The organism is Rhodococcus sp. GA1 (assembly GCF_024321955.1).
GTDB classification, from domain to species: Bacteria; Actinomycetota; Actinomycetes; order Mycobacteriales; family Mycobacteriaceae; genus Rhodococcus; species Rhodococcus pyridinivorans.
The window spans coordinates 719,874-743,114 of record NZ_CP097186.1 but is presented as its reverse complement, the minus strand read 5'-3'; the positions used below and the strand labels follow the sequence as shown (position 1 = coordinate 743,114).

General features: G+C 68.6%; 17 protein-coding genes and 4 tRNA genes. 7 read left to right on the top strand and 14 right to left on the bottom strand.

The features are described from left to right. Positions 1–43: 43 nt before the first annotated feature. The 5 genes from M3330_RS03565 to M3330_RS03545 all read right to left on the bottom strand — a co-directional run bounded on the left by M3330_RS03565 (position 44) and on the right by M3330_RS03545 (position 2,030). Positions 44–421, bottom strand: a complete 378-nt coding sequence (locus M3330_RS03565; protein ID WP_006554752.1) for a DUF3817 domain-containing protein — start codon at positions 419–421, stop codon at positions 44–46. Beyond that, positions 418–834 (bottom strand): transcriptional regulator, encoded by a 417-nt coding sequence (locus M3330_RS03560; RefSeq protein WP_255027020.1) that lies wholly within the window; start codon positions 832–834, stop codon positions 418–420. Before M3330_RS03560 ends, M3330_RS03565 begins: the two co-directional genes overlap by 4 nt. 69 nt (positions 835–903) lie before the next feature. Next, a tRNA-Leu gene (locus M3330_RS03555) sits at positions 904–989 on the bottom strand. A 1-nt stretch (position 990) separates the two neighbouring features. Continuing rightward, the gene (locus tag M3330_RS03550) at positions 991–1,503 is read right to left on the bottom strand and encodes an HNH endonuclease (RefSeq protein WP_183079147.1); all 513 of its coding nucleotides are present in this window, start codon (positions 1,501–1,503) and stop codon (positions 991–993) included. Then, positions 1,500–2,030 carry an HNH endonuclease gene (locus M3330_RS03545; protein WP_037216479.1) on the bottom strand — a complete coding sequence of 177 codons (531 nt, stop codon included), beginning with the start codon at positions 2,028–2,030 and terminating at the stop codon, positions 1,500–1,502. The genes M3330_RS03550 and M3330_RS03545 overlap by 4 nt, the downstream gene beginning before the upstream one ends. Positions 2,031–2,445: 415 nt before the next feature. On the opposite strand from M3330_RS03545, the gene M3330_RS03540 reads away from it, so the two are divergent. Together M3330_RS03540 and M3330_RS03535 are read left to right on the top strand one after the other, a co-directional pair. Next, positions 2,446–11,757, top strand: coding sequence for a type I polyketide synthase (locus M3330_RS03540; RefSeq protein WP_255027016.1), 9,312 nt, complete (start codon positions 2,446–2,448; stop codon positions 11,755–11,757). A gap of 14 nt (positions 11,758–11,771) precedes the next feature. Continuing rightward, entirely contained in the window at positions 11,772–12,179 is a 408-nt protein-coding gene (locus M3330_RS03535) for a holo-ACP synthase (RefSeq protein ID WP_006554757.1), read from the top strand. A gap of 10 nt (positions 12,180–12,189) precedes the next feature. Here the strand turns inward: M3330_RS03535 and M3330_RS03530 are convergent, their stop codons facing one another. The 3 genes from M3330_RS03530 to M3330_RS03520 all read right to left on the bottom strand — a co-directional run bounded on the left by M3330_RS03530 (position 12,190) and on the right by M3330_RS03520 (position 14,799). Beyond that, on the bottom strand, positions 12,190–12,951 hold the full coding sequence (locus tag M3330_RS03530) for a TetR/AcrR family transcriptional regulator (protein ID WP_306669319.1): 762 nt from the start codon (positions 12,949–12,951) through the stop codon (positions 12,190–12,192). A 118-nt stretch (positions 12,952–13,069) separates the two neighbouring features. Then, complete coding sequence (locus tag M3330_RS03525) at positions 13,070–13,855, bottom strand: ABC transporter permease (RefSeq protein WP_019288998.1); 786 nt, start codon at positions 13,853–13,855, stop codon at positions 13,070–13,072. Then, a complete protein-coding gene (locus M3330_RS03520) occupies positions 13,852–14,799 on the bottom strand; it encodes an ATP-binding cassette domain-containing protein (RefSeq protein WP_255027012.1) in 948 nt (315 codons plus the stop codon). Before M3330_RS03520 ends, M3330_RS03525 begins: the two co-directional genes overlap by 4 nt. An 88-nt stretch (positions 14,800–14,887) precedes the next feature. On the opposite strand from M3330_RS03520, the gene M3330_RS03515 reads away from it, so the two are divergent. Both M3330_RS03515 and M3330_RS03510 read left to right on the top strand, forming a co-directional pair. Beyond that, the gene (locus M3330_RS03515) at positions 14,888–15,649 is read left to right on the top strand and encodes a TetR/AcrR family transcriptional regulator (protein WP_033096434.1); all 762 of its coding nucleotides are present in this window, start codon (positions 14,888–14,890) and stop codon (positions 15,647–15,649) included. After that, on the top strand, positions 15,646–17,016 hold the full coding sequence (locus M3330_RS03510; protein WP_255027009.1) for a dipeptidase: 1,371 nt from the start codon (positions 15,646–15,648) through the stop codon (positions 17,014–17,016). Before M3330_RS03515 ends, M3330_RS03510 begins: the two co-directional genes overlap by 4 nt. A gap of 24 nt (positions 17,017–17,040) precedes the next feature. Here M3330_RS03510 and bcp read toward each other — a convergent pair whose 3' ends face one another. Beyond that, positions 17,041–17,514, bottom strand: a complete 474-nt coding sequence (gene bcp, locus M3330_RS03505; protein ID WP_006554761.1) for a thioredoxin-dependent thiol peroxidase — start codon at positions 17,512–17,514, stop codon at positions 17,041–17,043. Positions 17,515–17,603: 89 nt separating this feature from the next. On the opposite strand from bcp, the gene M3330_RS03500 reads away from it, so the two are divergent. After that, on the top strand, positions 17,604–17,828 hold the full coding sequence (locus M3330_RS03500; protein ID WP_006554762.1) for a DUF3618 domain-containing protein: 225 nt from the start codon (positions 17,604–17,606) through the stop codon (positions 17,826–17,828). Between the two features lie 119 nt (positions 17,829–17,947). On the opposite strand, the gene M3330_RS03495 is transcribed toward M3330_RS03500, so the two are convergent. Both M3330_RS03495 and M3330_RS03490 read right to left on the bottom strand, forming a co-directional pair. Beyond that, a tRNA-Lys gene (locus tag M3330_RS03495) sits at positions 17,948–18,020 on the bottom strand. 95 nt (positions 18,021–18,115) lie between these two features. Next, positions 18,116–18,188, bottom strand: a tRNA-Lys gene (locus tag M3330_RS03490). A gap of 320 nt (positions 18,189–18,508) precedes the next feature. Here M3330_RS03490 and M3330_RS03485 point away from each other — a divergent pair. Further along, on the top strand, positions 18,509–19,666 hold the full coding sequence (locus tag M3330_RS03485; protein WP_006554354.1) for an Ig-like domain-containing protein: 1,158 nt from the start codon (positions 18,509–18,511) through the stop codon (positions 19,664–19,666). A 17-nt stretch (positions 19,667–19,683) separates the two neighbouring features. After that, the gene (locus M3330_RS03480) at positions 19,684–20,829 is read left to right on the top strand and encodes a lipase family protein (RefSeq protein ID WP_255027007.1); all 1,146 of its coding nucleotides are present in this window, start codon (positions 19,684–19,686) and stop codon (positions 20,827–20,829) included. A 92-nt stretch (positions 20,830–20,921) separates the two neighbouring features. Here the strand turns inward: M3330_RS03480 and M3330_RS03475 are convergent. From M3330_RS03475 to M3330_RS03465, 3 genes are all read right to left on the bottom strand, one after another. Beyond that, positions 20,922–20,994: transfer RNA gene (locus M3330_RS03475), tRNA-His, on the bottom strand. Between the two features lie 86 nt (positions 20,995–21,080). Next, positions 21,081–21,680: an oligoribonuclease gene (gene orn / locus M3330_RS03470; protein ID WP_024100533.1), complete on the bottom strand. Its 600-nt coding sequence runs from the start codon at positions 21,678–21,680 to the stop codon at positions 21,081–21,083. Between the two features lie 72 nt (positions 21,681–21,752). Continuing rightward, positions 21,753–23,210, bottom strand: a complete 1,458-nt coding sequence (locus M3330_RS03465) for an NAD(P)/FAD-dependent oxidoreductase (RefSeq protein WP_255027004.1) — start codon at positions 23,208–23,210, stop codon at positions 21,753–21,755. Between the last annotated feature and the right edge of the window lie 31 nt (positions 23,211–23,241).

Here is a 23,241-nt window from a genome sequence, read left to right as displayed (position 1 = left end):
TTCGAGAGGATCCGCCCGATTCGTGTTCGTGGAGGTTACCGGCTCAGACGCCGAAGTCGGCCTTCACCTGCTGGGTGCGCTTGTGCTCGACGAAGAAGGACAGGAACGGGATGGTGCCCGCCAGGAGCGTCCACACCGTCCGGGCGATCGGCCAGCGCACCTTGATCGACAGGTCGAAGGTGAGGACCAGGTACACCGCGTACACCCAGCCGTGCACGATCGCGATCCAGGCCGGCACGTTCTCGACACCGATGATGTACTTGGCGACCATCTCACCGGTGAGGATCAGCAGCCAGATACCGGTCGCGTAGGCGAGCACGCGGTAACGCAGCAGAGCCGACCGGATCTTCTTGCGGTCGGCCTCGCTGACGACGCGCGGCGTGGTGGCCTGGCCGGACGCCTGCTCGGGGGTCGTGCTCACTGAGCGCTCCTATCGGACCTGCGCGCAAGCTGCGCGAGGTACTCGTTGTACTCGTTGATCTGTTGTGCGTCGGGATCCGCGGCCTCCTGCTCGCGTGCCTCGGCGAGCGTGCGCGGACGGGTGGGAAGAAGATCCTCGGGAATCTCGGTGGGCTCGTCCGGCTGGGAGGGGCGTCGTCCGCCGGTGCTCTCGGCTTCCTGCTCCTCGGCCTCGAGGCGGACGAAGCGCCGGTAGGCGTAGACGCAGAAGAAGGCGAAGGCCGGCCACTGGAGGGCGTAGCCGAGATTCTGGTAGGTGCCGCCGACCGCTTCGAACCGGACCCACTGCCAGTAGCCGAGACCGAGGCATCCGGCCGCGGCCACCAGGACCAGGATGATCAGGGCCAACCGGCGGGGAGGGCGATGCTCGGACACGCCCTCGACGGTACCCGAACGGTGCACCGACCTGCCAAGACCGGTCGGTGCACCGTGGGTGAGGTCACGTGGTGCGCGAGGGGGGACTCGAACCCCCACGCCCGTACGGGCACCAGGTTCTAAGCCTGGAGCGTCTGCCATTCCGCCACTCGCGCGTCACGGACACAATACGTCACCTTCTCCGTTCCGCTTCTCGAAGGTGAACCGGCGTCGTCCGGCCCAGGTCGGTGTCTGGCTGTGGCAGTTGGGGCACAGAAATCGGACGTTGTCGGGTCTCGAATCGTTGGGATTGCCGTCGATGTGGTCGATATGAAAGACCAGTGGTCGGCCGTACCAATGCGGCTCCGTGCCGCAACCCGCGCACTTGTGTGGGCGGCCGGACTCGATGAGAGCCCGACGCAGCAGATGAGGTCTGGTTCGTGGCGAGCCTGCCGGTGTCTCGACCAGGATCGTGGTCCAGTGCCGCTTCACCACAGGTCCACCCTGAAGGTGAGGTCGGCCGGTGAAGTGGGACGTATCGATACCGAGCGCCCTGATCCTGCGGGCCAGATGCGTGTGATGTCCTCCGTTGGGCTTGAGACCGAAGTACCGCATGACCTCGGCAAAGTTGGTGCAGTTGCGTACTGCCTCTTCGAGCATCTCCTTCGTGTACTTGACCGGTTGCGTCACTGTGTCCCTGCTTCCGCCTCGGTGCTCGACGCGGCCGGAGCCGGGTCGAGTGTTTCGGTAGGTCGGTTGTGCCGGCTTCTCCTGGCCCACGTGGGCGTCTGGCTGTGGCAGTTGGGGCACAGGAAGCGAAGATTCTCCGGCCGGGAATCGTTCGAATTGCCGTCGATGTGGTCGACGTGAAGTGCGAGCGGCGCACCCAGCCATTCAGGATCGGAGCCACAGTTCTCGCATTCATGCGGACGGCCCGATTCAAGGAGCGCCCGTCTGAGGCGGGCAGTTTCTCTACGGTTCGAGCCGACCGGAGCGACCGTGAGCACTTCCGACCAGTGCAAGCGGTTCGGAGCCGGTAGTCCCTTCTGGTGGGCCATGCCCCGGAAGTGGGAAATATCGATTTCGTAGAACCTGATCCATCGGTTGATGTTGGCGTAGTTGCCGCCGGCTTCCTTCAAACCGAATTGTCTCAACACGCCCGCGACGCTGGTGGCCTTCGCGACCGCCTCCTCGAGAACCTCCCGCGTGTACTTCACCCTTCTCCCCACCCGTGCCCCCTATCGAATATTTGTTCGATTCGCCCGAAAAGCTATCGCGGGGGTCCGACACGTTTTCGATCTTGCGATGCACGATCCGCGACGCCCGTCAATAGGTAACGATTTGATAACGAAAAACGTGAGGGATTCCTCGGGTTCGTGGACGTCCACGCATCGACGCAGCCAGGAGCGATTCGGGTTACCGACCAGTTACCTTCGAGGAAGCATGTGAGCGAAATCACTGGTGGGAGAGGTGCCGGGCAAACTGCGGGAAACAAAACATGAGGAACCCCTCATGATTTTGTGCGAACCTGGGCGTGCCCGAACAGCGGACCACTAGTCCAGCAGCACACCGGCGCGCAGCGCTGACACACGAAGCCTCGACGCCGGGGTGTTCAGGAGAGGAACCACACGCGTGACGATCGACGAGACCACACCAGGCGACAACGGACGGAACTCGAAGGCATCACGACGCACCACCGATCGGTCCACGGCAGCCGCTCCGGCCCGTGCCCTGGTCGACAAGCTCCTCGCGGGTGAGCCCTACGCGCTCGCCTTCGGCGGCCAGGGCGCCCCCTGGCTCACCTCGCTCGAGGAGCTCAGCCGCGACAACGGACTCGAACCGGTCCTCACCGACCTGGTCAACCGCGCCACCGCGCACCTCGCCCCGGTCGCGAGCGACCTCGTCGTGGTCCGCCCGACGGGCTTCGACCCCGTCGCGTGGATCCTCGAGGCCGAACTCGCCGACGAGGACGACGCGCCCGCCGGCCCCTCCGAAGCAGCTCTCACCTCTGCCGCCGTGTCGCTGCCCGGCGTCTTCCTCACCCAGGTCGCCGCGCTGCGCGCGCTCGCGAACCAGGGCCTCGACGTCGACTCCGTCGCACCGAGCGCGGTTATCGGCCACTCGCAGGGCGTCCTCGCCGTCGAGTCCGTCGCCGCCGCCGGCCGCAAGGACGCCGAAATCCTCGCTATCGCCCAGCTCATCGGTGCCGCCGCGACCCTCGTCGGTCGCCGCCGCGGCCTGATCTCCGGCGCCGGCAAGTACCCGATGCTCGCCGTCGCCAACGTCGACCCCGAGCGCCTGCGCGCGATCGTCGCCGAGGTCTTCGAGGGCCAGGACCCCGAGCGCAGCGCCGTCGTCGCGATCCGCAACGCCCGTCGTCGCGTCGTGCTGTCGGGCCCGCCCGCCGCTCTCGAGCGCGTGCAGCAACGCTGCGAGCAGATCTCCGCCGCGGAGACCCGTGAGCGCGAGGCCAAGAAGCGCGGTGGCGCCGTGTTCTCCCCGACCTTCGAGCCCGTCGCGGCCGAGGTCGGCTTCCATCACCCCGCCTTCGCGGATGCCGTGGAGCAGGTCGCCGACTGGGCCGCCCGCTGCGAGCTCGACTCCGAGCTCGCGCGCAGCCTGGCGCAGGCCATCCTCGTCGCCCCGATCGACTGGGTCGAGCAGGTCGACTCCGCCGTCGCGTCCGGTGCCTCGTGGATCCTCGACCTCGGTCCGGGCGAGCTCCTCACCCGCATGACCAGCTCGGGCCTGCGCGGTCAGGGCGTCGGCATCATCGCCGCCGCGACCCGCGGCGGTCAGCGCAATCTCCTCACCCCGGGCGCCGAGCCCGAGGTTCCGCGTGCCTGGTCGGAGTTCGCTCCGAAGCCGGTCGCGCTGCCCGACGGCCGCATCGCCGTCGAGACGGCCTTCACCCGCCTGACGGGCCGCTCGCCGATCCTGCTCGCAGGCATGACCCCCACGACCGTCGATCCGAAGATCGTCGCCGCGGCCGCGAACGCCGGTCACTGGGCCGAGCTCGCCGGCGGCGGTCAGGTCACCGAGCAGATCTTCGCCGACCACGTCGCCGAGCTCACCGAGCTGCTCGAGCCGGGCCGCGCCGTCCAGTTCAACTCGATGTTCCTGGACCCCTACCTGTGGAAGCTGCACGTGGGCGGCAAGCGCCTCGTACCCAAGGCCCGCGCGGCCGGTGCGCCCTTCGACGGTGTCGTCGTCACCGCCGGTATCCCGGAGCTCGACGAGGCCGTGCAGATCATCTCCGACCTGCGTGAGGCCGGCATCGAGCACGTCGCCTTCAAGCCGGGCACGGTGGCGCAGATCCGTTCGGTGATCCGTATCGCCAACGAGGTCCCGGACTATCCGGTCATCGCCCACATCGAGGGCGGCCGCGCCGGTGGTCACCATTCGTGGGAGGACCTCGACGATCTGCTCCTCGACACCTACGCCGAGCTGCGCACGCGCCCGAACTTGGTGCTGTGCGTCGGCGGTGGGATCGGCACGCCGGAGAAGGCTGCCGAGTACCTGACCGGTCGCTGGTCGACCGTCTACGGTTTCCCGGCGATGCCGCTCGACGGCATCCTCGTCGGTACCGCCGCGATGGCGACCCTCGAGGCCACCACGGCTCCCGAGGTCAAGCAGCTGCTCGTCGACACCCCCGGCACTCCCGACTGGGTTGCCGCCGGCACCGCGACCGGCGGTATGGCCTCCGGTCGCAGCCAGCTCGGCGCCGACATCCACGAGATCGACAACGCCGCTTCGCGCACGGGCCGCCTCCTCGACGAGGTCGCCGGTGATGCCGACGCCGTGGCCGCGCGCCGAGCCGAGATCGTCGATGCGCTGAACGGAACGGCGAAGCCGTACTTCGGCGACCTCGACACCATGACCTACCTGCAGTGGCTCGAGCGCTACCTCGAGCTGGCGGTCGGCGCGGACAACGGTGCCGAGTTCGACTGCGGCACCGATCTGGCGGACGTCCTCGCCGAGGCGCACACCAGCCCGTGGCTGGACGTGTCGTGGCGTGAGCGTTTCCGCGACATGCTGCAGCGCGCCGAGGCCCGCCTGCATCCCGTCTGCCGGGGCCCGATCCCGACGTTGTTCGACGACGACGCGGTGCTCGAGCGCCCGTACGCCGCGATCAAGTCGCTGCTCGCGCAGTATCCCGACGCGGGTGACGTCGTGCTGCATCCCGCCGACGTGCCGTTCTTCGTGTCGCTGTGCCGCACCCCCGGCAAGCCCGTCAACTTCGTTCCGGTCGTCGACCAGGACGTGCGTCGCTGGTGGCGTTCGGATTCGCTGTGGCAGGCCCACGATCCGCGTTACTCCGCCGACCAGGTGTGCGTGATCCCCGGCACCGTCGCCGTTGCCGGCATCACCCGTGTCGACGAGCCGGTCGGTGAACTCCTCGACCGTTTCGAGAAGGCCACGGCCGACGAGCTCGTCGCCGAGGGCGCGGAGCCGGTGGAGCTCGCCGCGCGTCGTCACCGCGACATCGCGCCGGGTCTGCTCGACGCCGTGCTGTCCTCGCCGGACGTCTCGTGGGCGGGTCGCCAGACCCGCAACCCGATCCACCGTCTCGGTGATCTGGACGAGTGGACCGTCGAGTCGGAGACCGCTGCCTCGCACGCCCCGACGGGTGCGACCCTGACGATCCTCGACGACGAGCACGTCGGCCTGCGGGTTCCGCTGGTGCGCGACAAGGCCGTCGAGATCCGCCTGACCGTGCCCGCCTCGGTCGTCTCCGGTGGCGCGCCTGTCGTCACCGAGGCCGACGCCGATGCGTCGATGTCCGCTCTGCTCGGTGTCGCCGCCGGTCAGGAACTGCCCGAGGTCAGGAAGGGCGCTGCCCGTATCACTCTCGGCTGGCTGCCGGAGAAGATCGCCGACCACGCCGGTGTCACCGGTTCGGGTCTGCCCGCCACCCTGACGCCGAGCGGCAATGGTGTGCCCGATGTGCTCGTGGGTGCCTGCTGGCCGGCCGTCTTCGCCGCGCTGGGCGCCGCCCGCACCGAGACCGACCTGTCGGTCATCGAGGGCATGCTCGACCTGGTCCACCTGGACCACGCGATCGACGTCAAGAACGGTCTGCCGACCGATCCCGCCTTCCTGGGCGTCAAGGCCGAGGTCACCGGTGTCTCCGACACCGACCTGGGTCGCGTCGTCGAGGTCGACGTGGTCATCACCGCCGACAGCGGTGACGGCTCGGGCGACCGGGTGGTCGCCACCCTGGCCGAGCGGTTCGCGATCCGCGGCCGCACCGGCACCGCCGATCTCGCCGATCCGGTTCGCGCCGGTGGCGCTCTCACCGAGGCCGTCACCGACACGCCGCGTCGTCGCCGCCGCGATGCCGTGATCGTCGCGCCGACCGACATGAGCGCCTTCGCGAAGGTCTCCGGCGACCACAACCCGATCCACACCTCCGACAACGCCGCGCTGCTCGCCGGTCTCGGAAGCCCGATCGTCCACGGCATGTGGCTGTCGGCCGCGGCCCAGCAGGTCGTCACCGCGATCGAGCAGGACGCGAAGCTGCCGGTCCGTCGCCTGACGGCATGGACCACCCGCTTCCTGGGCATGGTCCGTCCGGGTGCGAAGATCGACGTGCGCGTCGACCGCATCGCCACCGACGGTGGTGCCGAGGTCGTCGAGGTCGGCTGCCGCGTCGACGGTGATCTGGTGATGGTCGCGACCGGCCGTATCGCCGCGCCGAAGACCGTCTACGCGTTCCCGGGCCAGGGCATCCAGCGTCCCGGCATGGGCCTCGACGCCCGTGCCCGCTCGAAGGCCGCCCGCGAGATCTGGGAGCGCGCCGACAAGCACACCCGCGAGGCCCTCGGCTTCTCGATCCTGGCCGTGGTCCGCGACAACCCGACGGTCCTCAAGGCCCGCGGTGTCACCCACAAGCACCCCGACGGCGTGCTGCACCTGACCCAGTTCACGCAGGTCGCGATGGCGACCCTCGGTGTCGCGCAGATCGCCGAGCTGAAGGAGGCCGGCGCGTTCGTCGACGACGCCTTCCTGGCTGGTCACTCGGTGGGCGAGTACAACGCGCTCGCCGCCGTCGCCGGTGTGCTGCCGCTCGAGGCCGTCCTCGAGGTCGTCTTCCAGCGTGGCTCCGCGATGCACGCTCTCGTGCCGCGCGACGAGCACGGCCGCTCGAACTACCGCATGGCCGCGATCCGGCCGTCGCAGTTCGGTGTGGACGATGCCGACCTGCAGGCCTTCGTCGCCGGTGTCGCCGAGGAGACCGGGGAGTTCCTCGAGATCGTCAACCTCAACCTGCGCGGATCGCAGTACGCGATCGCCGGCACGGTCGCCGGCCTCGAAGCCCTCGAATCCGTGATCGAGCGCAAGGTCGCCGAGTTCGGTGGCAAGCGCGCGTTCATCCTCGTCCCGGGCATCGACGTGCCGTTCCACTCGACCGTGCTGCGCGGCGGTGTCGACGACTTCCGCGAGCGTCTGCTCGCCCTGCTGCCGCAGGAGATCGACCCGAACATCCTCATCGGCCGGTACATCCCGAACCTCGTGCCCAAGCCGTTCAACCTGGGTCGCGAGTTCATCCAGGAGATCGCCGACCTGGTGCCGTCGCAGCCGCTCGCCGACGTCCTCGCGGACTTCGACAGCTGGTCGGCCAAGCCGGTCGAGCTCACCCGCGTGGTGCTCGCCGAGTTGCTGGCCTGGCAGTTCGCGTCGCCGGTGCGCTGGATCGAGACCCAGGATCTGCTGTTCGCCGACGAGACCGACGGTGGTCTCGGTGTCGAGCGGTTCGTCGAGGTCGGCCTCGGTGGCGCGCCCACCGTCGCGAACCTCGCGTCGCAGACGCTGAAGCTGCCCGGTCGTTTCGGTCAGCCCGTCGAGGTGCTCAACATCGAGCGCGAGGCGTCGATCGTGTACTCGACCGACACCGACCCGGCTCCGGTCGAGGACGACGAGCCGGTCGCACCGGCTGCCGAGTCCGCTCCCGCCGCTGCTGCGGCCCCGACACCCGCCGCGGCTCCCGCTGCGCCGGCCGGTGGCCCGACCCCGGACGACATCGCGTTCAAGGCCGCCGACGCCACCAAGGTGCTCATCGCCCTGTGGACGAAGCTGCGTCCGGATCAGATCGGCCCCGCCGACACGATCGAGGCGCTGTGCGACGGCGTGTCCTCGCGCCGCAACCAGCTGCTCGTCGACCTCGGTTCCGAGCTCTCGCTCGGCGCGATCGACGGTGCCGCCGACGCCGACATGGGTGCCCTCGCCGGCACGGTCGACCGTCTCGCCCGCACCTACCGCCCCTTCGGCCCGGTGCTGTCGGACTCGATCAACGATCACCTGCGCAAGGTGTTCGGTCCGTCGGGCAAGCGTCCCGCCTACGTCGCCGACCGCGTCGCCAAGGTGTGGGGTCTGGGCGAGGGCTGGGCGTCGCACGTCACCGCCGAAGCTGCTCTCGGCAGCCGCGACGGTTCGTCCGTCCGCGGCGGCGACCTGGGGGGCCTGACCGATGGTGCCCTCGCGGATGCCGCTTCGGTCGACAAGCTGATCGACGCCGCCGTGCAGTCGGTGGCCTCGCGTCGCGGAATCGCCGTGTCGATGCCGTCCGCCGGTGGCGGCGGGGGAGCGACGGTCGACGCCGCTGCCCTCGGCGAGTTCGCCGAGCAGATCACCGGCCGCGACGGGGTTCTCGCCAGTGCCGCACGTCTCGTGCTCGAGCAGCTCGGCCACACCGAGCAGGTCTCGGGCCTGGCCGACAAGGCCGACGACGAACTCGTCGACCTGGTCTCCGCGGAGCTCGGCTCCGACTGGCCGCGTCTGGTCGCTCCGGCCTTCGACGAGCGCAAGGCCGTCCTGATCGACGACCGCTGGGCCACCGCCCGTGAGGACCTGGCCCGCGTCTGGCTCGGGGAAGGGGCGAGCGGAGCGACGGGGGATTCGAACAGCTTCGACGTCGAACGCTTCATCGGTGCGGGTCGGACCGTGGCTGCGCACGCCGAGTTCTGGGGCCGCAAGGCCACCGAGGCCGGCCGTACGGAGCTCGCGCAGACCTACGCGGCGATCGCCGAGACCGCCGTCGTCACCGAGGGTGCCGAGTACGCGGACGAGGTCGCCGTGGTCACCGGCGCCAGCAAGGGCGGTATCGGCGCAGCCGTCGCCGCGAAGCTGCTCGCCGGCGGTGCGACGGTCGTCGTCACCACGTCCTCGCTGAACGACAGCCGCCTGGGCTTCTACAAGGAGCTGTACGCACGCAACGCTCGTGCCGGCGCCGCGCTGTGGGTGGTTCCCGCGAACATGGCGTCCTACAGCGACGTCGACGCCCTGATCGAGTGGATCGGCACCGAGACCGTCGAGGTCGCCGGTGGTGCGAAGAAGCTCATCAAGGACGCGCTCACCCCGACGCTGCTCTTCCCGTTCGCCGCGCCGCGCGTGGCGGGCTCGCTCGCCGACGCCGGTGCGCGGGCCGAGATGGAGATGCGGGTGCTGCTGTGGTCGGTCGAGCGACTGATCGCCGGACTGTCGAAGATCGGGTACGACCGCGACGTCGACACCCACCTGCACGTCGTGCTGCCCGGTTCGCCGAACCGCGGCAAGTTCGGTGGCGACGGTGCCTACGGTGAGGCCAAGGCCGCACTCGACGCGGTCATCAACCGCTGGAGCGCCGAGCGCACCTGGGCCGAGCGCGTCACCCTCGCCCACGCCCTCATCGGCTGGGTGCGCGGCACGGGCCTGATGGGCGGCAACGACCCGTTGGTCGAGGCTGTCGAGGCTGCCGGTGTCCGCACCTGGTCGACGGACGAGATGGCCGACGAGCTGCTGAAGCTGGTCGGACCGGAGGCCACGCGTCTCGCTGCCGAGGCTCCGCTCGTCGCGGACCTGACCGGTGGACTGTCCGAGGTGGACGTCGACCTGCCGGCGCTCGCGAAGCAGGCGCAGGAGGCGGCCGACGCCGTCGAGGCCGACGAGGACGGCACCGCGACCATCGCGGCGCTGCCCGAGCCTCCGCGCGCCGAGGAGCTGCCGACCCCCGAGTGGGGCACGGTCACCGCCGACCTCGCCGACACGGTCGTCATCGTCGGTGCCGGCGAGCTCGGCCCCTACGGCTCCGCTCGCACCCGCTTCGAGATGGAGGTCGACGAGGAACTGTCGGCCGCCGGTGTGCTCGAGCTGGCGTGGGTCACGGGTCTGATCGGCTGGGAGAACGATCCCAAGCCGGGCTTCTACGACACCGAGACCGGTGAGCTGGTGCCCGAGGCGGAGATTGCCGACCGCTACCACGACGCGGTGGTCGAGCGTTGCGGCATCCGCCGCTACGGCGACGACGGTGCGATGATCGACAACACGGCTCCGCTGCTGACCTCGGTCTTCCTCGACAAGGACCTGTCCTTCGTCGTCGGTTCCGAGGCCGAGGCCCGCGCGTTTGTCGACTCCGATCCGGAGAACACGGTCGCGTCGGTCGACGCCGAGTCGGGCGACTGGACGGTCACCCGCAAGGCAGGCACCGAGATCCGCGTGCCGCGCAAGGCGAAGCTGACCCGCACGGTCGGTGGCCAGATCCCGACCGGCTTCGACGTCACCAAGTGGGGCATCCCCGCCGACATGGCGGACTCGGTGGACCGGGTGGGTCTGTGGAACATCGTCACCACGGTCGATGCCTTCCTCACCGGTGGCTTCACCCCGTCCGAGCTGCTGCGCTGGGTACACCCGTCGATGGTCGCCAACACGCAGGGCACCGGCATGGGTGGCATGTCCTCGATGCGGTCGCTGTACATCGACACGCTGCTCGGCGAGTCGCGGGCGAACGACATCCTGCAGGAGGCCCTGCCGAACGTCATCGCCGCGCACGTCGTCCAGTCGTACGTCGGTGGCTACGGCGCGATGGTGCACCCGGTCGCGGCGTGCGCCACGGCTGCGGTCTCCGTCGAGGAGGGCGTGGACAAGATCAAGCTCGGCAAGGCCGATCTGGTCGTCGCCGGTGGTTTCGACGATCTCGGTATCGAGGGCATCGTCGGCTTCGGTGACATGTCCGCGACCGCCAAGTCGGAGGACATGCAGGCCAAGGGCATCAGCGATCGTCGCTTCTCCCGCGCCAACGACCGTCGTCGCGGTGGATTCGTCGAGTCGGCCGGTGGCGGCACGATCCTGCTCGCCCGCGGCGATGTCGCGCTCGAGATGGGCCTGCCGGTGCTCGGTGTGGTCGCCTGGGCCGGATCGTTCGCCGACGGTGTGCACACCTCGATCCCGGCGCCCGGCATCGGTGCGCTCGGTGCGGGTCGCGGTGGACGCGAGTCGGGTCTCGCGAAGGAACTGCGCAAGCTCGGTCTCACGGCCGACGACATCGCGGTGATCTCCAAGCACGACACCTCGACCGCCGCGAACGACCCGAACGAGGCCGAGCTGCACGAGCGTCTGGCCGGTGCGCTGGGCCGCAGCGAGGGCAACCCCATGTTCGTGGTCTCGCAGAAGTCGCTGACCGGTCACGCCAAGGGTGGCGCCGCCGCCTTCCAGCTGATCGGCCTGTGCCAGGTCCTCACGCAGGGTGTGGTTCCGCCGAACCGCAGCCTCGACTGTGTCGACGAGAAGATGGCGGAGTTCGAGCACCTGGTGTGGCCGCGCACGCCGATCCGGTTCGGCGAGCAGCTCCCGCTCAAGGCGGGTCTGCTCACGAGCCTCGGCTTCGGGCACGTGTCGGGTCTGATCGCGGTGGTCCATCCGCAGGCGTTCGTCGAGGCGATCCCGGCGGAGCGCCGGGAGGTCTACCTGGCGAAGGCGGCCGAGCGCACCGTCGCCGGCAAGCGTCGCCTGGTGGACGCGATGACCGGTGGAGCGTCGCTCTACCAGCGGCCCGCGGATCGTCGTCTCGGTGACGATCACGTGCCGGCTTCGGCCACGCGTCAGCTCGAGGCGGACATGCTGCTCTCGCCGGAGGCTCGCCTCGGTGAGGACGACGTGTACCGCTCCGGTCTGCCCGGCTGCAAGTAGGCACGGGTCTCGGGATGGGAGTTGCGGGTGTCGGGTTCGACCTCGTGTCGGTGCCGGAGTTCGCGGAACAGCTGGGTCGGACGGGAACGACGATGCTGGCGAACTTCACACCGGGTGAGCGTCGCGACGCGAACACCCGCAGCTCCGATCCCGCCCGGCACTTCGCCGCCCGGTGGGCGGCGAAGGAGGCGGTGATCAAGGCGTGGTCGGCGTCGCTGTTCGGCAGCCCACCGGTGCTACCGGAGACGATCCATCAGCAGATCGAAGTGGTCTCGGACGCGTGGGGTCGCCCGAGCATCCGGCTGCACCGGCAGGTCGCCGAGAAGCTGACCGGCGTCCGGATCCATGTGTCGTTGACCCACGACGGTGACATGGCCGGCGCGTTCGTCGTCCTCGACGAGGTCGACGGCCGGCGTACGTAGATGTGGGGACTCAGGCCGAGGGAGCGCTGGCTTCCTCGGCCTGATCCGTTTCGGTGTCCTGCCGGCCGGCCTGTCCGCGTGCGGATTCCTCGCGTTCCTCGCGGCGTTGGCGTCGCTTGGCCTGAGCGCGTGAGTCCTGTTCGGCGATCTGCAGGTAGGCGACCATGATGCGCTTGAGTTCGACGACGGCGTCGGCGTGGGTCTGGTCGTCCTGCACCGAGAAGTTGAGCATCGAGTACACGATGTGGACGAGCACCTCGGCCATGAGCTTCCGGCGCGGTCGCGGGGTGTCCGGGGTGAGCGGTGCCAGCATCCGCGCGACCTGCTCGGCGAACTCGCGTTCGTGGATGGCGCCGGTGGCCCGGGTGGACGGGGTGGACTGCATCGCGAGCCACACCTCGCGGCGGGACGGATCGGTGGTCCACAGTCCGGCGAGGTGGTCGACGAAGCTGTTGAGGAAGCGCAACCAGTCGACGGACGGGATCTTGCCGTTGAACTGGGCGAGTTCGCTCTGGACGCCGACGAGGTCCTGCCGGTTGAGCTCGCACACGATCACGTACTTGTTGGCGAAGAACTGGTAGAGCGTGCCGATGGGGACGTCGGCGCGGGACGCGACCTCCTCACAGGTGAACGACTCGAAGCCGACCTCGGTGAGCAGTTCACGCGAGGCGGCCAACAGGGCGTCGAACTTGCGGCGGCTCCGTTCCTGGGTGGGCCGCCGACGCGGCACGAGCTCCTGGGGCTCGGCCTGAACCTCGAGCGCCGGATCGATCCGGCGCGGGGCGCGGCGGCCGTTCGTTGCTGACTCCACGCGCCCAGGCTAGCCGGACGTCCGTGCTTTCCCGAATACTTGTTGTGAGTCAGAGTGTCACAAACCGGGCAGCCACAGGTCAGCGTGCGGTCCGCTGTCGGAACAGTGCTGTGGCGGCGACCAGGCCGATTGCGGTGAACGCCGCGCACCACCCGATCGCGACGATCGCGGACGATCCGATCCCGGTGCCGGTGAGCAGTCCCCGGACGGTCTCGATCACCGGGGTGACCGGTTGGTGTTCGGCGAAACCGCGCAGCCATCCGGGCATCGTCTCGGGCGGGACGAACGCGCTGCTCACGTAGGGGAGGAAGAGCAGGAGGAAGGTGAACCCGCTCGCGGCCTCGTCATTGCCCGCGAGCATCCCGAGCGCGGCCGAGACGGCGGAGATCGCCAGGACGAACAACGCGATGACACCGGTGGCGGCCACCCATTCGACGAGGTGGGCGTCGGGCCGGAATCCCATGAGTGCGGCCACCACGAACACCACGACGGTGCTGGCGAGATTGCGGACCAGACTCGCGACGACGTGCGCGGTGAGCACGGCGGAGCGGGCGATGGGCATGGACCTGAACCGGTCGACGATGCCGCGGTGCATGTCGGAGGCGACCGCGACGGCCGTCTGTGCCGCCCCGAAGGACGCCGACAACAGCACGATGCCGGGCACGACGTAGTTGAGATAGTCGGTGCCGGTGTCGATCGCGCCACCGAAGACGTAGACGAACAACACGAGCAGCAGGACCGGCAGTGCGAGACCCATCAGCAGCGCGTCGGGGCTGCGGAGCATCCGCCGCAGGTTCCTGCCGGTCACGGCGGCGTGGTCGCGCGCGGCGAAGCGGAGCGGGGTGGGGTGCGCGAGGAGTGTCATCGGACGACCTTTGTTTCGTCGGTGGAGCCGGTGAGGGTGAGGAAGACGTCGTCGAGGGTGGGGGAGTGCAGCCCGAACTTCTCGACGGGGACCGCCTCGGCGGCGAGGCGGTCGAGCAGGGCGGCGACGTGGGGCAGATCGCCCTTGGTGTGGACCTGCAGTGTCAGTGCTGCCCGGTCGATCTCGCCGTCGAGCACCGACGCGGCATGGGTGAGGTCGGCGTCGGTGGAGAAGCGCAGTTCGAGATAGCCGCCGCGCACAAGCGACTTGAGTACGTCGGGTGTGCCCTCGGCGACGATCCGCCCGCCGTCGAGGACGGCGATGCGGTCGGCGAGTCGGTCGGCCTCCTCGAGGTATTGGGTGGTCAGGAAGATGGTGACGCCGTCGTCGGCGAGTTCGCGGATCGCCTCCCACATCACGAGGCGGCTGCGCGGGTCGAGCCCGGTCGTGGGTTCGTCGAGGAACAACACCTGCGGGGACGCGACGAGACTCATGGCGATGTCGAGGCGTCGCATCGTGCCGCCGGAGTACGTGCCGGCGCGCCGGTCGGCGACGTGCGCGAAGTCGAAACGTTCGATCAGGTCACGGACGCGACCGGGAATCGCGGCCGACGGCAGGTGCGCGATGCGCGCTGCGAGACGGAGGTTCTCCGTGCCGGTGAGGACGTCGTCGATCGCGGCGTACTGGCCGGTGAGTGCGATGTTCTCGCGCACGGCGTGGGCGCGGCCGGGGAGGGGCAGGCCGGCCACGGTGACGGTGCCCGCGTCGGGGCGCAACAGGGTGGTCAGGATGCGGACGGTGGTGGACTTGCCGGCGCCGTTCGCGCCGAGCAGTGCGAAGACGGATCCGGTGTCGACCCGGAGGTCGACGCCGTCGAGAACGGTGGTCGGGCCGAACGACTTGCGTAGGCCCCGGACGTCGATGGCGGGAACGGAACGAGTCATGGCATCTCACTAACTGTGTATGCAATATACCGATGTGTATAGCGTACGCAGTTTTAGGATGGCGGCAAGACCCGAAATCTGGAGGAGCATGAGCAGTCCCGAGCCCGACGATCCGCTGCCGCAGAGTGTGCAGCTGGCATGGGGATTGAGCGATACCGGCACCCGGGGCCCGCGACGGGGACTCACGCTCGAACAAGTCCTCGATGCGGCGATCGAGGTGGCGGGCGCCGAAGGGCTCGAAGCGCTCTCGATGAGCCGGGTGGCCAAGCAACTGGGTTTCACCACCATGTCGCTGTACCGCTACGTGAGCAACAAGGACCAGCTCGTCGAACTCGCGTGGGACCGCGCCATCGGGTCGCCCCCCGAGCTACCGGTCGGAGGCGACTGGCGGGAACGGCTCGAGGCATGGGCGATGGCCGAGTACCGGAGTCTGCGCGCGCACAAGTGGCTGACGCAGTACCCGATCCGCACGGCGCCGTACTATCCCAACAACCTGCTCTGGCTCGACGCGGGACTCGGCGCGCTGTCCGCCACCCCACTCGACGAACCTGCGAAGGTGCAGGTGGTGATGATGATCTCGCTCTACGCCATCGGTCGCGCACGCTTCTCGTGGGAACTCGGAACCGATGTCGCGGACGACCCGGCCGACACCCCGGCGATGCTGCGGCGCATCCTCGATCCCGAGAAGTACCCCTCGGTGCTGGCGGCGGTCGAGGGCGGCGCGTTCGACCCCGACGGGAGCGACGCCGACGACGAGGCAGTATGGCACGAGCAGGACTTCCGTTTCGGTCTCGAACGATTGCTGGACGGAATCGACGTACTCATCCGACGTGCGGAGGACGGATCATGACAGCGACAGACACCGACGCGACGCAGCGCATCCGCGAGCGGATCCGGGAGGCGATGCCGGCTGCGCGCGACGATCTCGCGCGGCTCGTCGCGTTCCGTTCCGTCGCGGATCCGCGCCAGTTCCCGGTGGAGGAATGCGTCGGTGCAGCGAACTGGGTGTGGGATGCCTTCACCGAGGCGGGAATCGAGAGCGTCGAGACGATCGAAACCGCCGACGGCTCGCTCGCCGTACTCGGACACACGCCCGCCCCCGACGGCGCCCCGACGGTTCTGCTCTACAGCCACTACGACGTTCAGCCGCCCGGCGACGAATCACTCTGGCGCAGCGAGCCCTTCACGCTCACCGAACGGGACGGCCGCTGGTACGGCCGCGGCGCCGCCGACTGCAAGGGCAACGTCGTTATGCACCTGCTCGCACTGCGGGCGCTGTGTGCGGACGGCCCACTGCCCGTCGGTGTCCGCATCGTCGTCGAGGGCTCGGAGGAGATGGGCGGCGCCGGCCTCGACCACCTCGTCGCCGAACGACCCGAGATGTTCGACGCCGATCTCATCGTCATCGGCGACAGCGGCAACGCCGAGGTGGGCCGGCCCACCCTCACCACGACGCTGCGGGGCATCGCGAACGTCGACGTCCACATCGAGACGCTGAAGGGCGAGATCCACTCCGGGATGTACGGGGGAGCGGCCCCCGACGCGCTGGCCGCGCTGATCCATCTGCTCGGCACCCTGCGCGACGAGCACGGCAACACCGTCGTCGACGGACTGGACTGCACCGCGACCTGGGACGGTGTGCCCTATCCCGAAGACCGTTTCCGCGCCGACGCGGGCGTGCTCGACGGTGTCTCGCTCCCCACCTCCGGAACCGTCGCCGACGCGGTGTGGGCGCGACCGGCACTGACCGTCCTCGGGATCGACGCTCCGCCGATGGTCGGATCGGCCGCCGCGGTCGTGCCACGCGCGTCCGCACGCCTGAACCTGCGCGTGCCGCCCGGCATCGACGCCCGCACCGCCCAGGACGCGCTCGTTGCCCATCTCGAGGCCCACGTCCCGTGGGGAGCGCATCTGAGCATCGACCGCGACGTCCTCGGCGAACCCTTCCGGGCGGCGACGGACGGTCCGGGTTACGCCGCACTGCGCGCGGCGCTCGAGGCCGCCTACGGCCGGGAGGTCGGGACCGCCGGGCAGGGCGGATCGATCCCGCTGTGCACCGCGCTGCACCGCGCCGTGCCGCGGGCCGAGATCGCCCTGATCGGCGTCGAGGAACCGCGCTGCGTCATCCACGCGCCGAACGAGAGCGTCGACCCCACCGAGATCGAGAATCTCGCCGTAGCCGAGGCGCTGCTGCTGACCTCGCTGGCGCCGCGGTAACGCTGCCGGCCGGGCACCCGGGCGTCAGACGGACAGGTCGCGGCGCAGCTTCGCCACGTGCCCGGTCGCGCGGACGTTGTACTGCGCGACCTCGATCTTCCCGTCCTCGTCGACGAGGAAGGTCGAGCGGATGACGCCGGTGACGGTCTTGCCGTACATCTTCTTCTCGCCGAAGGCACCCCATGCCTGGAGGGTGATCTTCTCGGGATCCGACAGCAGCGGGAAGGTCAGCTGTTCGGCGTCGCGGAACTTCGCGAGCTTGGCAGGCTTGTCGGGCGAGATGCCGATCACCTCGAGGCCCGCCTCGTTCAGCTCGGCGAGACTGTCGCGGAAGTCGCACGCCTGCTTCGTGCATCCCGGGGTGCTCGCGGCTGGGTAGAAGTACACGATGACCTTGCGTCCGCGATAATCCGACAGCGACACCTCGTTGCCGTCGGCATCGGGAAGGGTGAAATCGGGTGCGGGATCACCGGGGGCGAGTCTGCTGTTCTCGGTCATGGAGGCGACAGTAGTGGACCGTGCAGCCATTCCCGGCGCGCGTCCATTACCGTGGTCGCAGCACACTGCAGCGACCTTCTGGAGGACACGTGGCTAGGGACACCGAGGACATCGAGCGGGAGATCGAGAAGGCCCGCAATCAGCTCGCGAGCACACTCGACGAACTGAGCGTCCGCGCCAACCCGAAGAATCTGGTGGCAAGCACGAAGCAGACCATCCTCGCGAAGGTGAACCAGCCGCAGGTGAAGAAGTACGCGGCGATCGCGGCCGGCACGGTCGTCGGATTGCTGGTACTGCGCAGAATCCTGCGCTGATCCCCGGCTGCACACAGGAACACCCACGCCGACCCGGCGTGGGTGTTCCTCGTTCCGGGGCCGAACCGCCGCGAACGACGAAGGCCGGACACCGTTTCCGGTGTCCGGCCTTCGTGTTGTGCGCCATCAGGGACTCGAACCCCGAACCCGCTGATTAAGAGTCAGCTGCTCTGCCAATTGAGCTAATGGCGCGTGGCGATGTGTCTCCCGGTCGTCGCCGGGCGACGCGGAGGACGGTGTCACCGCCAGAACGAAGGCCGGACACTGGGTGTCCGGCCTTCGTGTTGTGCGCCATCAGGGACTCGAACCCCGAACCCGCTGATTAAGAGTCAGCTGCTCTGCCAATTGAGCTAATGGCGCTTGACGATGTGTTCCCGGGATGTCGTCCCAGCAACGAGAAGAACATTACACACCGTCGCGCGACGCGCCAAATCGGCTGGTCAGAATGTTTCTGTAAGGTTGTGGGGGTAACGGATCGGACGGTCGGAGCGATTGTCATTCGAACGTTACCGACGTACGGGGGAGTCGCGTCGGGTCGGCCGCAAGAGAAGCTGGCATCATCGTGTTCGGTGTTGTGACGTGCGTTTTCGGTGCCTTGGGGGAGGCGGGATCGGAGTATGGAAGTGACGGAGTCGAGTGCGGGGAACCCCCGGGGTCGTCGGGTACGGGGAATCCTCGGAGTGGTCGTCGTCGGCGTTGTTGCGTTCGTCACGGGATGCGCCGGCGGTTCGGGAACGGGCGCCGAAGAAGTGCCCATCGATTCCAATCCCGTGGCGGCGCTGATCAAGCCGACGGTGTCGTCGAGTGTCGCCGACGGATCGGTCGGCTTCTCGCCGATCGACCCGGTGACGGTCTCGGTGGTCAACGGCAAGCTCGACTCGGTGACCCTGCTCAACCCTGCAGGGGAGCCGGTGCAGGGCGAACTCGCCGACGACGGACTCACCTGGGTGAACACCGCACCGCTCGGCTACAACCGCTCCTACACGCTCGAGACCGTCGCGTACGGACTCGGCGGCGCGACCACGTCGACGGCGGCCTTCACCACCTCGTCGCCGGCCAATCTCACCCAGCCCTACGTGTTGCCCGGTGAGGGTTCGATCGTGGGTATCGGCCAGCCGATCGCCGTGCAGTTCGACGAGAACATCCCGGATCGGCTCGCGGCCGAGGCGGCCATCACCGTCACCACGAACCCGCCCGTCGAGGGCGCCTTCTACTGGGTCAACAACCGCGAGGTGCGGTGGCGGCCGGAGAACTACTGGGTGCCCGGCACCGCCATCACCGTCGATGTGAACGTCTACGGCAAGGATCTCGGCGACGGCCTCTTCGGTCAGTCCGACGTCCACTCGTCCTTCACCATCGGCGATGCGGTGGTCATCACGGCGGACGACGCGACCAAGCAGGTCACTGTCACGCGCAACGGCGTCGACGTCATCGCGATGCCGACCTCCTTCGGCAAGGACTCCACGCCCACGCCCAACGGCGTCTACATCATCGGCGACCGGTTCGAGTCCATGATCATGGACTCGTCCACCTACGGCGTCCCCTCCGACTCGGCGCAGGGTTACCGCACGCCGGTCGAGTGGGCGACGCGGATGTCCTACAGCGGCATCTTCTTCCACTCCGCGCCGTGGTCGCTCGGCGACCAGGGTGTGCGCAACGTCAGTCACGGCTGCCTGAACCTCAGCCCCGCCAACGCCAAGTGGATCTTCGACAACACCAAGCGCGGCGACATCGTCGTGGTCCGCAACACCGTGGGCGGCACCCTCCCCGGAACGGACGGACTCGGTGACTGGAACATCCCGTGGTCGACATGGAAAGCCGGCAACGCTGCGGCGTGACGGGTGAAGGGGGATCGATGGCCGTTCGGGGGAGATGGTGGAGCGCTGCCTTCTGCGGTGCCGTGCTGCTCGCGGCGCTGACACCGGCAGGGGCGGCGGCCTCGCCGGTCGCGTCGTCGACCGCTCCGGCACCGGGTTCGGTGGTCTCGCAACAGCCGCTGCCCGACGAACTGTCGGTGCCCGGTGCCGCGACGGCCATCAAGCTCGAGTACGCCACCGAGTGGCGGTCGGGGGAGCCGACCGTCGCCACGGGCGCGTTGTTCCTGCCCGGGGGGGATGCCCCCGAGGGTGGCTGGCCCGTCATCGCGTGGGCACACGGCACGACCGGTGTGGGCGACGACTGCGCGCTCACGACCCGCACGCCGCGTTCCGATCTCGAGCGGACCTATCTGCAGCACTGGCTCGATTCCGGGTACGCGGTCGTCTCGGCCGACTTCCCGGGTCTGGGCTCCGAGGGCCTCCACCGTTATCTCGACGGCCCCAGCGCCGCGAACAGCATCGTCGACATCGTCCGGGCCGCCCGCGACAGTGGGGCGCCGCTGTCGGAGCGCTGGATCGTGATGGGGCAGTCGCAGGGAGGACACGCGGCGCTGCACACCGCTGCGATCGCGACCTCCCGCGCTCCCGAACTCGACTTCCGCGGAACGGTCGCGACGGGTGCTCCGGCGAACCTCGAACGGGCCTTCACGATCGGCGTCCCGGGCTTCCCCGATCCGGGACTGTGGGGCCTCGTCAGCTTCAGCGGGTACATCTTCGCTGGGCTGCGCGACGCCTACCCCGAGGCCGACGTCGAGAGCTACCTGACCCCGATCGGCCGTGAGGTCGTCGATCGCGCCGAAGAGCTCTGCTACGACGATCTCGAGGAGTCGGTGCGCGACATCCCGGTCGGGGATCTGCTCGCGCGCCCGCTGGCCGAGGGTCCGATGCCGTCGCTGCTGGCCGATTATCTCGCCGCCCCGGTGGACGGCTACGACCGGCCGGTCTTCCTCGCGCACGGCATCCACGACGTGATGGTCCCGTTGCCGCTGTCCGCGGCGCTCGCAGCCGATATGAAGGTCGCAGGGGCGGACGTCGACTACCGCGTCTATATGGCCGGGCACTACACGACGGTGGAGCGCTCCCGGGCCGACGTCGACGCTTTCGTGACGCGCTCGTTCGAATAGACCGGCCTGCGCGTGAGGAACCGCTGTGCGTGAGGATTCTTCCGGGAACGAGAAAACCCCCGATCGGAAATCCGATCGGGGGTTCTCTTCGGGGTGAGTGACGGGACTCGAACCCGCGACAGCCAGGATCACAACCTGGTGCTCTACCAACTGAACTACACTCACCATTGCATTCGCCGGCAACCTTTCGGTGGCTTGCGCCTGCGGTACAGATACTAGCCTGACGAAGACGAAAAAGACGAATCGGCTGGTCAGGCCGGTCCCAGGTCCTTCACGACGGCTGCAAGATCGGCCGGAGTGGGGCCGGGAGGCGCCACGAAGGCCGTGCGCCGGTAGTAGCGCAGTTCGCGGATCGACTCCTTGATGTCCGCTAGTGCCCGGTGCGACAGGCCCTTCTCCGGCTGACCGAAGTAGATGCGCGGATACCAGCGCCGGCACAGCTCCTTGATCGAGCTGACGTCCACCATGCGGTAGTGCAGGTAGTTGTCGAGCTCGGGCATGTCGCGGGTGATGAACGCGCGGTCGGTCGCGATGGAGTTGCCGGCCAGCGGCGCCGTGCCCGCCTCGGTGACGTGCTCCCGGATGTACGCGAGGACCTGCTTCTCCGCTTCGGCGAGGCTGACCGTCGAGCGGCGCACCTCTTCGGTGAGGCCGGACCGCTCGTGCATCTGCTGCACGACTTCCGGCATGTCGGCGAGGGCGTCGTCGTCGGCGTGGATCACGATGTCCACGCCCTCGCCGAGCACGTTGAGATCACTGTCGGTGACCAGAGCCGCGATCTCGATCAGTTTGTCGCTGCCGAGACGCAGCCCCGTCATCTCACAGTCGATCCATACCAGTTTGTCCTGCACGACAGACAGACTATCCACCGACGCCGCACCCATGAGGCGCGGCGTCGACGGTCCGGTAGGAAACGGGCACCCTCACGCCTTCACGGAGGCCGTGCGCGGCGCCGCCGGACGGGTGGAACGACGTGCCGCCAGGGTGTACTGCCGGTCGAGGGTCCGGCCCACTGTGCTCACTTCCGGGGCGGTGAAGTCGTGCCGAAGGAAGGACTCGGGGGAGTCGTCGAGGATCTCCATCCACGGTGCCGGCAGCGGCGGAGCGACGGTGCCGGTGAGCGTCGAGGGGTAGCTGTTGTTGCGGTAGCCCATGATGTCGCGCTTCTTGTCCTGTTTCCACTGCTTGAACACCTCCCCCTGGCGTTCGACGTGGAACTCGGGGTAGTCGGTGCGGTCGACGAGATCGCGGATGTACGCGGCCTGGAAGTCGATTTCCTCCACCGGCGACGACAGCTTCTCCTCGCGTGCCCGCCAGTGGTCGATGTCCTGCTCGCGGGTGTCGAAGTCGGGCAGGTCGACGCGGCCGAGCATGAAGTCGCGTGCGTACCAGGCTTGGGCGTCGAACATGTTGAACGTGAAGTACTGGTCCTGTGCGCCGAGGTACATCAGCTTCGGGTTGCGCTGGAAGAAGATGCCCTTGTAGATGTCGCGCGGGTAGAGCCGGTTGTCGGTGCGCAGTGCGAGTTCGTCGGGCAGGAACGGGTAGTGGTGTTTGTACCCCGTGCACAGCACGATGGCGTCGACCACGCGGGTGCTGCCGTCACGGAAGTGGGCGACCTTGCCGTCGACATGGGTGAGCAACGGCACCTCGGAGAACTGCTCGGGCCAGTGGTGACCCATCGGTGCGCTGCGGTAGCTGAAGGTGACCTGTTCGGCGCCGTACTTGATGCATTGCGTTCCGATGTCCTCGGCCGAGTAGCTGCTGCCGACGAGCAGCAGTCGCTTGCCGGTGAACTCGCGGGCGTCGCGGAAGTCGTGGGCGTGCAGCACACGTCCCGGGAACCGGTCGAGACCGTCGAAGTGGGGGACCTGCGGGGTGGAGAAGTGTCCGGTGGCGACGACGACGTGGTCGAACTCGTCGGACTCCAGCGCGCCCCGGTCGTGGTTCATCACCGTCACGGTGAATTTCTGCGTCTCGTCGGACCACTCGACCCACCGCACCGCAGTGTTGAACCGGATGTACTTGCGCACGTCGCTCTTCTCGACGCGACCCATGATGTAGTCGAGCAGGACGGCGCGCGGCGGGTACGACGGGATGGGGCGTCCGAAGTGCTCCTCGAAGGAGTAGTCGGCGAACTCGAGGCATTCCTTCGGGCCGTTGGACCACAGGTAGCGGTACATGCTCCCGTGGACGGGCTCACCGTGCTCGTCGAGTCCCGTGCGCCAGGTGTAGTTCCACATTCCTCCCCAGTCGGGCTGCTTCTCGTAGCAGACGATGTCGGGGATCTGCTCCAGACCGGCCTTTCGGGCTGCTTCGAAAGCGCGCAGCTGTGCGAGTCCACTGGGACCTGCTCCGAGAATGGCGATCTTGGGCGTCAATGTGTTTCTCCTGTGTTCGTGGAATATGTCG